The organism is Nostoc foliaceum FACHB-393, from assembly GCF_014698505.1.
Lineage (GTDB): Bacteria > Cyanobacteriota > Cyanobacteriia > Cyanobacteriales > Nostocaceae > Nostoc > Nostoc foliaceum_A.
Genome location: NZ_JACJTD010000028.1, coordinates 39,650 through 52,916, shown reverse-complemented (window position 1 = coordinate 52,916; position 13,267 = coordinate 39,650). Strand labels below are relative to the sequence as shown.

The following is a 13,267-nucleotide window of genomic DNA, read 5'->3' as shown; positions in this document are numbered from 1 at the left end:
TATGAGACATCTTGAGGGTAGAGTGGCATTAGTCACAGGTGCTACGCGGGGGATTGGTAGGGGAATTGCTATTGGCTTGGGTGAGGCTGGGGCAACTGTATATGTTACCGGGCGCAGCCTCAATAACTCTTCCAGTGATGCAGTTTCAGGGAGTCTTAGCGAAACGCAATCAGCCATAGAGGAAGTTGGTGGTGTGTGCATTCCCGTCCGAGTAGACCACAGCGACGATGAGCAGGTGCGTTTACTGTTTGAGCGCATCCAAGATGAGCAGGATGGACAACTCGACCTACTGGTGAATAATGCTTACTCAGGAGTTCAGGCATTAAAAGACGCTTATGGGCAGCCCTTTTGGGATTGTGAACCAAGTCTTTGGGATGCTAGTAATAACGTTGGTCTTCGTAGCCACTATGTTGCGAGTGTTTTTGCTGCCCGAATGATGACCAAGCGGAACTCTGGACTAATTTGCACCATTTCCTCGTGGGGTAGTATGTCTTATATATTTAATACAGCATACGGTGCTGGGAAAGCAGCTTGCGATCGCCTAGCAGCTGATATGGCTGTTGAGTTAAAACCCCATAATGTCGCTTCTGTTTCAATTTGGCCAGGTATTGTTGGTACTGAGCTTTTTTCCCGTTTTGCTTCTGAAATGAATCAAACCAATGATCCTGAAAAGAATAACTCATTTCTTAGCGATCGCTACAACTGGGAAACTCCCTTATTAACTGGACGGGTGATTGCTGCACTTGCTTGTGAGCCAAATGTCATGAGCCGTACAGGGCGTGTACAGATTGTTGCCGAACTAGCTAAGAAATATGGAATTGTAGATGAAAATGGCGATCGCCCTGCATCTCTACGCTCTTTACGTTTTGTGCTGCCGGCTGCATTACCTCTACTGAGAAATTACTCATGGCTCATACCCGATATTAAAGTGCCGTGGTCACTGCTGCTACTGAATGCCCTTAGCTCGCCTAAAATTTAATGCCCAATATGCAAATTTTGTCGCACCTTCACCAAACAAGCTGTTTGCGATCGTAAAAGTTTGTATCCTGAATTAATAGGTCTTAATTAAAGTTCTTTTAAAACTGGTGCAAGAAGATTTTAGGCTAATTGTTGATTTAGTTTTAGTTTTGGGTGTTGCAGCCTGCGGTGGGCTGTTGGCGGCACTTTTGCGGCAACCTGTGCTGTTAGGGTATCTGATTGGCGGGATGATCATTGGCCCAGCCGGACTGGGATTGATTAAAGAACTTATTCAAGTAGAGACTCTGGCACAGTTCGGGGTTGCCTTTTTATTATTCGCCTTGGGTGTGGAATTTTCCTTTGCGGAACTCAAGAAGGTAAAAGCGATCGCTCTTGGCGGAGGGGGACTTCAGATTGCTCTGACAATTTTGGTGACAGTTGTAGTATGCGCATTAACCGGAGCCTGGGGAGCCTTACCTGCTAAGGGCATGTTTTTGGGGTGTATTCTGTCCTTGTCTTCCACAGCCGTTGTTCTCAAGTGCTTGATGGAACGCAACGAAACAGAAACGCCTCACGGGCAAGTGATGCTAGGGATTTTGGTAGTACAGGACTTGGCACTGGGACTGATGTTAGCAGTCTTGCCAGCCCTCAACCAACCCGCAGAAACCATTGGTATCACTGTCCTCACAGCGCTAGCTTCGATTGGTTTATTTGCTGCTGGTGCAATAGCTGCGGGGATTTGGCTAATACCGCCTTTGTTGCGACTGTTAGCCCGTACCGAAAGCCGAGAACTATTTTTATTAGGAGTTGTAGCCCTGTGTTTAGGCATTGCCCTATTGACAGAGCATTTGGGGCTGTCGATTGAAATGGGGGCGTTTGTCGCGGGTTTGATGATTTCTGAGGTGGAATACGCCGATCAAACCCTGACTTATGTGGAACCACTGCGAGATATCTTTGCCAGTTTATTTTTTGCCGCTATTGGGATGTTAATTGACCCAGTGTTTCTGTGGAATAATCTGGAATTGATTTTAGGATTGGTGGCGCTAGTTTTCGTAGGTAAATTTCTGATTATCACGCCCTTAGTAAAGCTGTTCCGCTACCCTTTGAAAACAGCCATAATCGCCGGTTTGGGACTGGCGCAAATTGGGGAATTTTCTTTTGTTCTCGCCAGTGAAGGGCAATCATTAGGGCTGGTGTCCCGGCAGATATACTTATTAATTTTGGGAACCACCGCAGTCACTCTCATGCTTACTCCCTTTGTCCTGCGGTTAGTGCCATTTTTATTTAATTTTGCCGAATCAATGCCTTGGTTGAAACCGTATTTACAAGAAGATCAGGTACGGGATGTGTCGGAAGATTTGCCTTTCAAAGACCATGTGGTAGTCTGCGGCTATGGGCGAGTGGGCAAGAATTTGGTGAAGTTGTTGCAGCAACACGACCTGCCGATGGTAATCATCGACCAATCAGAGAGTAGAATTCAACAGTTACGTGAGGCTGGGCTGCCTTATGTCTATGGCAATTGCGTGAGTTTACATGTTTTGGAAACCGCCGGGGTGAATCATGCCAAAGGAATGGCGATCGCACTTCCAGACCCCATGAGTACCCGTCTTTGCTTGAAACGCGCTCTGGAATTGTGCCCAGAATTAGATTTGGTTGTCCGTGCTACCCAGGATAAAAATATTGAGGTGCTGTATCAATTGGGAGCAAAAGAAGTTGTCCAACCAGAGTTTGAAGCCAGCTTAGAAATGGCAACTCATTTATTAACAAGCTTAGGCTTGTTGTCGCCAGCTGTCGTCCAACGCGAAATGCAGCAAATCCGCAACGATCATTATTTAGATTTGCGACCAGAGCGTTCTGCAACTGAAGTAGCCCGCGATTTGCGCCAAGCAACTCGCGATCTAAATCAGCGCTGGTATCCTCTACCATCTAATTCGCCCTTAATTGGTATGAGTATAGAGGAAGCAGATATGCGCTACTTAACAGGAGCGAGTTTGATGGCAATTCGCCGCGCTAATGGTGATGAAATCGATTATCCCAATAATCAAACTAGATTAGAGGATGGCGATCGCTTGCTGGTAGTCGGAGCAGATGAAGAACTGGCAGCTTTGGCAGAATTTGCTAAAGGACAAGCTGCTGTTCCCGGAGAAAATAGTGCTTGCCAGTGGATTACAGTTAATGCAGATACGCCAACCCTAGGTAAAACCCTTGCAGATTTAGATATCAGCAAGCAATTTGGAGTACAGGTACAGGCGATCCGGCGCGATGGCAAGTTTATCCGCTATCCTGATGGCGGCATGGATTTGCGAGTTGGCGACCAAGTATTATTATGTGGTGGCTTGACAGGTCTGAGCCAACTACAACAGTTATTTGCGATCGCTAGTTCAGTACCTCTTTCTATCCCAGTGGTGAAAGCTGCTGAGGCAGAAGCCCTCAAAGAGTTTCTGCCTGCGGATAGTGTAATTGATTAACTAATTCGGAATTTGGGTGAGGGCGAATACCTGATTAACAGCAGCCGTCGATGCGCCGGATGCTAAAATCCCTATGGAAATGATGTGCTTGCCGATGAAGTAGGAATCGCATCAATACGGTTCGGATAAGGTTTTTTGATGAAAGTTATAGATCACAAAGACGCGATAAATCGCCGCGCCGTTTTTACAATAATCAGTCCTTTGTAGAGACGGCGATTTATCGCGTCTCTTCCCTTAACCGAACCGTATTGCAAGGTAAATCAATCAACTATGTATTTACATATCACTAGCAAAGATGTTACTCTAATGCATAACGAGCGTTCGATATAAAATAAATAACTGAGACATGCCTAAGATTGTTGACCATGAGCAATACCGTAAAGAACTGCTCGATAAGTGCTTTGATTTATTTGCCCAAAAAGGCTATGGTTCCATCACTATGCGCCAAATTGCTGAAGGATTAGGGGTTTCTACTGGTACGTTGTACCACTATTTTCCTAGTAAACAAGCTCTATTTGAGCAATTGGCCCAAGAGATATGTGAGCAGGATTTAAGTGCAGCATTAGCTGAACTAGAAGGAGCACAAACTTTGCAAGAGTCGATGGAAGCACTAGGAAGATACTTAGTAAAAAACGAAGATTACTTCATTAAATGGACTTACATTTGGATTGATTTTTGTCAACACAAAGACTCTAAGGAAATGTTAAACAATAGTGTTTTTAAGCGGACTAATAAGCTTTATCAGCAGGCAGCCTGTGATTTTTTGGGTATTCAAGACCCGGTATTAGCTTCCTTTGTCTTGAGCTTTGTCAATGGTTTAATTCTAGAGAAATTATGGGGTGATGAAACAATTGATTTTATTGAACAATGTGCATTATTAGGAAAAATGCTAACGGCATACTTGCCCCAATATGTAGTAGGAACCAGTAGTGTAAGTAAGTCGGCGTAAATAATTATTGTTGCAATAAGGCAGGGAGCAGGGAGAGAAAGAATTTGAGCTTTATTTACTTTTATTTACATAGTTTGGTTTTATTGCACCGACTTACTTAATAGGCTTTTTATAATGTTTGATAGCTATATTTCGTACCTCTCTAATTTCCAAAATGCTTTATATATAAGAATGAGAAATAATTGTATTCAAACAAAATTGATAACTTTTGGTTATCATTAGCAATTAAATTTTTACACAAAAAACAAAACTTTTATGAGAACAAAAGAGATGGTTGAAAAGCTGTCATCCAAAGCTTCCAGTAAAGGGTTAATTTCATTAGTAATTGCAGCTACTGCTATTACAGGTGGAATTGTTATTTATGGGATTTCTCAGTTTGGGCTAGTTGGTCAAACTGAGAAATCTGAGCCAGTTGAAACCACGCCCAAAATTCAAAAAGTGGCCGCCTTAGGACGGCTAGAACCGGAAGCAGAGGTAATTAGCTTGTTTGCGCCCTTAGCATTGGATGGCGATCGCATTGCCCAAATTTTAGTCAAAGAGGGCGATCGCGTTAAAGCCGGACAGATTGTGGCAATATTAGATGCTCGCGATCGCTTGCAAACTGCTGTAATACAAGCTCAACAACAAGTTAGAGTTACTCAAGCTAAACTCGCTCAAGTTGAAGCAGGAGCAAAAGCAGGAGAAATTCAGGCCCAGCAGGCAAGTGTTGAACGCCTCCAAGCTCAATCTCAAGGAGACAAAACAGCGCAACAGGAAGCGATATTCCGCATAGAGGCACAGTGGCAAGGAGACAGAATAGCGCAAGAGGCAACCATCAAGAAGCTAGAGGCAGAACTCAAAAATGCCGAAGCTGAATATCAACGTTATCAGCAGCTATATTCTCAAGGTGCAGTTTCTAATTCTTTGTATGATAGTAAGGGCTTGACCGTAGAAACTGCCAAACAGCAAGTAGACGAAGCTAAAGCAGTTCTCAACCGAATTAACACCACAGCTAGCAAACAATTATCTGAAGCCAAAGCAGCACTTGCCCGCACTAACGCCACTGGTAGCAAACAAGTTAGTGAAGCCAAAGCCACACTCACCAGTATTGCAGAAGTTAGACCTGTAGACGTAGCTGCCGCCAAGACAGAAGTTGAAAATGCGATCGCTACACTTAAACATGCCCAAACAGAGTTGGCGGGTGCTTACATCAAAGCACCGATGGCGGGACAGATCATCAAAATTCATACGCGAGTCGGAGAAAAAATTAGTGATTCTGGCATTGCAGACTTAGCGCAAACAAACCAGATGATGGCGATCGCAGAAGTTTATCAAACCGACATCAGCAAAGTGAAACTAGGACAACAGGCAGTTATTAGCAGTCAAGCATTTGCTGGTGAACTGCGAGGAACCGTTGCCCAAATTGGCTTGCAGGTGAATAGACAAAACGTTTTCAGCAACCAGCCAGGGGAAAACCTTGATAGCCGAGTAGTTGAGGTGAAAATTCGCCTCAATCCTGAAGACAGTAAGCGAGTTGCAGGTTTCACTAACTTACAGGTACAGACAGCAATTGAAATATAGAGTTGTTGTTCGCTGTCTCGTGTATTCCAACATTATTAAGACTTACGCAAAATCATGAAAAAACGAACTGCCAAGTGCGCCAAGTGCGCCAAGTAATAAGAGTTGTAGAGGGTTTTTGCGTTAGTCCTGATTATTTATAAGGTGAATTCAATCATGATTAAAGTCATATATCTTTTGCTTTGTGTACTTGGCTTCGTTCTACCTTACTCCCAGTTTGTTCCATTTCTCTTAGAGGATGGTCTTGATATAAAGCTGTTTTTTGAACAACTCTTTGCTAATAAAATTTCTGGATTTTTTGGTATGGATGTGATTGTTTCATCGCTAGTTCTCTGGACATTCGTATTTTGGGAAGGAACACGTCTAAAAATGCAAAATCTCTGGGTTTACGTTGTCTGTAATCTTTTGGTTGGTGTTTCTTTAGGTCTTCCCTTATTTCTTTTCATGCGAGAGCGCCAGCTTGAACAGCAAGCTGAAACACTGGATTATTAAAGGGTTTTTTAAATATGTTTCCTAAAATATTTCGCAAAACGCCGCTAGCATGGCGGCAGTTAATGAAAGAAAAAACGCGTTTGGCTGTCGCAGTCGCAGGTATTACCTTTGCCGATATGCTGATGTTTATCCAGTTGGGATTTGAAAGTGCGCTTTTTGATGCAGCTGTGAAACCTCATCGCAATTTACAGGCAGATTTGGTTTTAATTAATCCCCAATTTCAAACTTTGTTTTCTGTAAAAAACTTTTCCAGAGAACGACTGTATCAAACATTAGGTTATGAAGGTGTTCAGTCAGTTAATTCTGTCTACATCAGCACTGGACAGTGGCGGAATCCTGAAACACGTCTTGAGCGTGCCATTTTGGTTTGGGGTGTTGATCCAGTACAACCCGCATTTAAATCGCCTGAAATTAACCAAAATCAGGAGCATCTTAAACAGTTGTATCAAGTTATATTTGACCAGGCAGGTCGTCCAGAATACGGCGCAGTTGCCGATATATTTAAGAAAACAGGCAAATTTGACACAGAACTGAATAGTAAAGCTGTCTTTGTTAAAGGCTTGTTTACTGATGGTGCTTCCTTTGCTGCCGATGGGAATGTGATCACCAGTGACTCTACTTTTCTCCAGCTATTCCCAGAACGTCAACCCGATCGCATCGAAGTTGGGTTAATTACACTTCAACCAGATGCCGATGTAGAAAAAGTGCGATCGCAACTTGTCAATGGACTACCTCAAGATGTCAGAGTTCTCACTCCAGAGGAATTTGCCAAAGTGGAGAGAACTTATTGGGAAGCCGGTACTGGCATTGGTTTTATTTTCGGTTTAGGTACTGGAGTTGGGTTTATCGTTGGCATCGTGATTGTCTACCAAATCCTTTACTCTGATGTTTCTGACCACTTGCCAGAATATGCCACCCTCAAAGCAATGGGATACACCGATAATTATCTCTTGGGAGTTCTAATTCAAGAAGCATTGTTATTGGCTATCTTAGGTTTTCTGCCTGGATTCATCCTTTCTTTTGGGTTGTATCAAGTCACCTACGCTGCGACGATGCTTCCTATTTTTATGAAAATGGAACGGGCGATACAAGTTTGGATTTTGACTGTGATTATGTGTAGTGTTTCTGGTGCGATCGCAATGCGGAAGTTACGATCTGCTGACCCTGCTGATGTTTTTTAGACGCGATGAATCGCGTCTCTACGAAAATTAGGAATTATCTCTCCCTTAATGCCCTATAAAATCCTATGTTGCAAAAATCTTTACCAGAAAATTCCAACTCAATACTTTCTGTTTTAGAACCTGTGATTTCTGTTAGCAACCTTAACCATTATTTTGGTGAAGGTGGGCTTCGCAAACAAGTATTATTCGACATTAATTTGGAGATTAAGGCTGGGGAAATCGTTATTATGACTGGCCCCTCTGGATCGGGGAAAACCACCTTGTTAACCTTAATGGGTGGATTGCGTTCTGCCCAAGAAGGTAGTCTCAAAATCTTAGGGGAGGAAATTTGTGGTGCGAAAAAGCAGCAGTTAACTAAGCTTCGCCGCCAGATTGGCTATATTTTCCAAGCTCATAATCTGATGACTTTTTTAACAGCTAGAGAAAATGTGCGAATGTCTCTAGAGTTGCACGACGATTTTTTGAATCAGGATATCAACGCCAAAGCGATCGCCATTTTGGAAACTGTCGGTTTAGGTGATCGTGTAAATTACTACCCAGAGAAACTATCTGGAGGGCAAAAGCAACGAGTAGCGATCGCTCGTGCTTTAGTTAGCCATCCTAAAATTGTCTTAGCAGATGAACCCACTGCTGCACTTGACAAAAAATCTGGGCGCGATGTTGTAGAAATAATGCAGAAGCTAGCTAAAGAACAAGGCTGCACGATTTTGCTAGTTACTCATGATAATCGCATCCTCGATATTGCCGATCGCATCATTTATATGGAGGATGGTCAGTTGAAGACAGATGGCGTAGATTCTATCACAACAAGCAAGTAATACTAATTCGTAATTTGCAAAAATCTATGAATAAAGAATTGCCTCAATTCATCAACCATATTGTTTCAAGTTTGCAGTCAATTGAGGGAATTACAGCGATCGCACTGGGTGGTTCACGGGCGCGGGGCAACCATACTAACAAGTCAGATGTGGATTTGGGAATTTATTACAATCCAGAAAATCCGCCCGATTTAATTGCTTTAAATCGCCTCGCCTGTGAGCTTGATGATAACCATCGCGTAAATTTGATTACTGCGATCGGGGAATGGGGAAAGTGGATTAACGGTGGTGGTTGGCTACAGGTTCAAGGTGTAGGTGTGGATTTTCTCTATCGTGATTTGGCGAAGGTTAATCGTGTTATTGATGATTGCCATATAGGGCGCATTACTATTGATTATCAACCAGGACATCCTCATGGGTTTGTATCCTCAATTTATATGGGAGAAATTGCTCTTTGTCAGGTACTTTACGACCCTGATGGTGTTTTAGAAGCTTTAAAGGTAAAAACAAAACCGTATCCAGTTGGGCTGAAACAGGCAACTATTGATACTTTCGCTTGGGAAATAAGTTTTTCACTGTTGGTTGCAAAAAAGGCGATCGCCCGCAATGATGTTGTTTATGCAGCAGGTTGTTGTTTCCGCAGTGTGGCGTGTATGAATCAAGTTTTATTCGCGCTCAATGAAGATTACCTGTTGAATGAAAAGGGGGCGCTCGCAATTGCTAATAGGTTTGCGATTTGCCCGCAGGACTATCAAAAAAGGGTTGAGCGAGCGTTTGCACTTTTAGCTGCCGATGCAAAGTCAATAACTGAAGCGATCGCGATTATTGATGCGATTGAGGATGATTTGAGTCAATGGTATGGAAACCGACGATTAGTAATCTAATATTCCCGTCCCTGTACCCCAGAAAAAAGAATAAATTATCTAAAAGCCTTTTCAAACAAAGACTTTGGTCATTGAGTACATTATTAATACATATTAATAGATACAGTATTGCGGATGAGATATTAATAGATGCAGTATTGATTGAAAGTTAATTTAAAAGCCTAAAGGTATCAACAAACTATCTTTTAAACACGGAGTAAATCCTACCGTGAAATTTTTAATGCAGATAATATACTTACTTTCTAATACTGGCTATTTCTGATTCTTATATTCATACGTTCTGATAATGCAGCTTAGAGGCGGGGACAAAAATCCAATTATGAACAAAACCTTTGCAACCATCGACGGGAATGAGGCTGTTGCCCGTGTTGCTTACAAATTAAATGAGGTGATTGCCATTTATCCCATCACCCCCTCTTCAGCGATGGGTGAATGGGCAGATGCTTGGTCAGCAGAAAGTCGTTCCAACCTCTGGGGTACTGTTCCCAGCGTTGTGCAGATGCAGAGCGAAGGGGGAGCGGCTGGTGCTGTGCATGGGGCATTGCAAACAGGTTCTCTGAGTACCACCTTCACGGCATCTCAGGGATTATTGTTGATGATACCCAACTTCTACAAAATTGCTGGTGAGTTGACTAGCGCCGTGGTTCACGTTGCAGCCCGTTCCTTGGCTACCCACGCTTTATCAATTTTTGGCGACCATAGCGACGTGATGGCAGCCCGTGCTACTGGGTTTGCTCTGCTTTGTTCCGCTTCGGTGCAGGAAAGTCAAGATTTTGCTCTCATCGCCCATGCTGCTACACTGGAGACGCGAGTCTCGTTTATGCATTTCTTTGACGGCTTCCGCACATCACATGAAGTGCAGAAAGTCAAACTGCTCTCAGATGACGATTTGCGATCGCTAATTCACGATAATCTAATACTCGCCCACCGCAGCCGTGCCCTCACCCCAGATCGTCCAGTCTTGCGGGGGACTGCCCAAAACCCCGATGTTTACTTCCAAGGACGTGAAGGCGCTAACCCTTATTACAACGCTTGTCCAGATATTGTCCAGCGCATCATGGATGAATTTGGAGAACGCACGGGAAGGCATTATAAAATCTATGAATATTACGGTGCTAACGATGCTGATCGCGTTATTGTTCTTATGGGTTCAGGTTGTGAAACCGTCCATGAAACAGTAGATTACCTTAACGCCCGTGGTGAAAAACTTGGCGTGGTGAAAGTGCGACTTTACCGTCCCTTTGATGTCCAAAGGTTTGTTGCAGTATTACCAACCAGTGTACAAGCGATCGCAGTTCTCGACCGCACTAAAGAAGCAGGTAGCGCCGGGGAGCCTTTGTATTTAGATGTTGTGGCTGCTATCCATGAAGCGTGGGGGGATAAGAGAGCAGGGGGAGCAGGGGAGGCAGGGGGAGAAAATACTTTCTCATACCCTAAAATTGTGGGTGGTCGTTATGGTCTTTCTTCTAAGGAATTTACTCCGGCGATGGTGAAGGGAATTTTTAATAACCTTGCCCAAGCTAAACCAAAAAATCACTTTACTATTGGGATTAATGACGACGTTAGTCATACTTCCTTGAGTTTTGACCCTAAATTCTCTACAGAATCGGATAATGTTGTTAGGGCAATGTTCTATGGGTTAGGTGCTGATGGCACTGTTGGGGCTAACAAAAACTCCATCAAGATTATTGGTGAAGAAACCGACAATTACGCCCAAGGCTATTTTGTCTACGATTCCAAAAAATCTGGCTCGATAACCGTCTCTCATCTACGTTTTGGTAAAGAGCCAATTCGCTCCACCTACCTAATTGACCAAGCCAACTTTATTGGTTGTCATCATTGGGGATTTCTGGAACGCATAGATATTTTGAAGGCTGCTATTCCTGGGGCGACTTTGCTGCTTAACAGTCCTTATGATGCAGATAGCGTCTGGGAATATCTACCGTTGAAGGTGCAGCAGCAAATTATCGACAAGCATTTGAAATTATACGTAATCAATGCTAGCCAAGTTGCCCGTGAAAGTGGAATGGGTGGAAGAATTAACACCATTATGCAGGTATGCTTCTTTGCTTTAGCAGGTGTCTTGCCGCAAGAAGAAGCGATCGCTAAAATCAAACAAGCGATAGATAAGACTTACGGTAAAAAAGGCGCAGAAGTTGTCCGCATGAACCTGCAAGCTGTAGACAACACCCTAGACAACTTGCATAAAGTAGATGTCCCACAAACAATCCTCAATACAGACGCGATTAATCGCGTCTCTACAAGAGAGTGGGTAGAGACGCGATTAATCGCGTCTCCCCACGCTCCCGAATTTATGCGAGAAGTTCTGGGCAAAATTATGGTGTGGGAAGGTGATGACTTACCTGTTAGCTCACTACCAGTTGACGGCACTTTTCCCGTAGGTACTGCCAAATGGGAAAAACGTAACGTTGCCGAAGAGATACCTGTGTGGGAGCCGGATGTCTGCGTACAATGTGGTAAGTGCGTCATGGTTTGTCCCCATAGTGCCATCCGTGCCAAAGCTTATCAACCGAATGAGTTAGTCAATGCACCAGAAACATTTAAGTCAACTGGTGCAAAAGATAAAGACTTTGCCAATCAAAAATTTACCATTCAAGTTGCTCCAGAAGATTGTACGGGATGCACTATTTGTGTAAATATTTGCCCTGCTAAAGATAAATCTGAGCCATCGCGAAAAGCGATTAATATGGCACAACAGTTGCCATTGCGAGAACAAGAGCGGAACAACTGGGATTTCTTTTTGAGTTTACCCAATCCTGATAGGCGATCGCTAAAATTAAACCAGATTCGTCAACAACAACTGCAAGAACCTTTATTTGAATTCTCTGGTGCTTGTGCAGGTTGTGGTGAAACACCTTATTTAAAATTATTAACACAACTGTTTGGCGATCGCGCCGTCATCGCCAATGCTACAGGTTGTTCCTCAATTTATGGTGGTAATCTCCCCACAACTCCTTGGACAACCAACGCCCAAGGACGCGGCCCGGCCTGGTCTAATAATCTATTTGAAGATAACGCCGAATTCGGTTTTGGCTTCCGCCTTTCTCTCGACAAACAAGCCGAGTTTGCAGCGGAATTGTTGCAAAAATTGGGGAGTGAAATAGATGAAAACCTTGTCCACTCCATCCTCAAAGCTGAACAAAAATCCGAGGCTGATATTTGGGAACAGCGCGAAAGAATAGAATTGTTGCAGCAAAGGTTAGATGAAATTGTAACTTTTGACCCCAATCTAAAATCTCAAATCCAAAATCTCAAATCCCTTGCAGACTACTTGGTGAGAAAAAGCGTCTGGATTGTTGGTGGTGATGGTTGGGCTTATGACATTGATTTTGGCGGCATTGATCATGTAATTGCTAGTGGTCGAAATGTCAACATTTTGGTGATGGATACAGAAGTGTATTCTAATACAGGCGGTCAATCTTCTAAAGCCACGCCACGAGCAGCCGTTGCTAAATATGCCGCCAGTGGCAAGCCTGCACCAAAAAAAGACTTAGGGATGATTGCCATGACCTACGGAAATGTTTACGTAGCGAGTGTAGCCCTTGGCGCTAGAGATGAACATACTCTCAAAGCATTTTTGGAAGCAGAAGCTTATGATGGGCCATCACTGATTATTGCTTACAGCCATTGCATCGCCCACGGCATTAACATGACCACAGGGATGAATCATCAAAAAACTCTGGTAGAATCAGGTCGTTGGTTGCTGTATCGGCATAATCCAGAGTTACTCAACCAGGGTAAAAATCCATTGCAATTGGATATGCGATCGCCTACGCAATCTGTAGAACATTCGATGTATCAAGAAAATCGCTTCAAGATGCTTACCAAGAGCAAACCCGACGTTGCCAAGCACTTGTTAGAACAAGCCCAAGCTGAGGTAGATACACGTTGGCAGATGTACCAATATCTGGCAAAACGCGATATTTCCAACCCTTGAAGC

The 13,267-nt window shown here is 43.5% G+C and carries 9 protein-coding genes; all 9 read left to right on the top strand.

Annotated elements, in window-relative coordinates; all coding sequences use genetic code 11:
• Position 1 precedes the first annotated feature (1 nt).
• The 9 genes from H6G92_RS21960 to nifJ all read left to right on the top strand — a co-directional run bounded on the left by H6G92_RS21960 (position 2) and on the right by nifJ (position 13,264).
• The gene (locus H6G92_RS21960; RefSeq protein ID WP_190895717.1) at positions 2-979 is read left to right on the top strand and encodes an SDR family NAD(P)-dependent oxidoreductase; all 978 of its coding nucleotides are present in this window, start codon (positions 2-4) and stop codon (positions 977-979) included.
• A 106-nt stretch (positions 980-1,085) separates the two neighbouring features.
• A complete protein-coding gene (locus H6G92_RS21955) occupies positions 1,086-3,425 on the top strand; it encodes a cation:proton antiporter domain-containing protein (protein ID WP_190895716.1) in 2,340 nt (779 codons plus the stop codon).
• Positions 3,426-3,771: 346 nt separating this feature from the next.
• Entirely contained in the window at positions 3,772-4,374 is a 603-nt protein-coding gene (locus H6G92_RS21950) for a TetR/AcrR family transcriptional regulator (RefSeq protein ID WP_190895715.1), read from the top strand.
• A gap of 270 nt (positions 4,375-4,644) precedes the next feature.
• Positions 4,645-5,934, top strand: coding sequence for an ABC exporter membrane fusion protein (locus H6G92_RS21945; RefSeq protein WP_190895760.1), 1,290 nt, complete (start codon positions 4,645-4,647; stop codon positions 5,932-5,934).
• Positions 5,935-6,087: 153 nt separating this feature from the next.
• Complete coding sequence (locus H6G92_RS21940; RefSeq protein WP_190895714.1) at positions 6,088-6,423, top strand: DUF2834 domain-containing protein; 336 nt, start codon at positions 6,088-6,090, stop codon at positions 6,421-6,423.
• A 14-nt stretch (positions 6,424-6,437) separates the two neighbouring features.
• Positions 6,438-7,604, top strand: coding sequence for an ABC transporter permease DevC (gene devC, locus H6G92_RS21935; RefSeq protein WP_190895713.1), 1,167 nt, complete (start codon positions 6,438-6,440; stop codon positions 7,602-7,604).
• A 65-nt stretch (positions 7,605-7,669) separates the two neighbouring features.
• Positions 7,670-8,422, top strand: a complete 753-nt coding sequence (locus H6G92_RS21930) for a DevA family ABC transporter ATP-binding protein (RefSeq protein ID WP_190895712.1) — start codon at positions 7,670-7,672, stop codon at positions 8,420-8,422.
• 26 nt (positions 8,423-8,448) lie between these two features.
• A complete protein-coding gene (locus tag H6G92_RS21925; RefSeq protein WP_190895711.1) occupies positions 8,449-9,306 on the top strand; it encodes a nucleotidyltransferase family protein in 858 nt (285 codons plus the stop codon).
• A 319-nt stretch (positions 9,307-9,625) separates the two neighbouring features.
• Positions 9,626-13,264, top strand: coding sequence for a pyruvate:ferredoxin (flavodoxin) oxidoreductase (gene nifJ, locus H6G92_RS21920; RefSeq protein WP_190895710.1), 3,639 nt, complete (start codon positions 9,626-9,628; stop codon positions 13,262-13,264).
• The last annotated feature ends 3 nt before the right edge of the window (positions 13,265-13,267 follow it).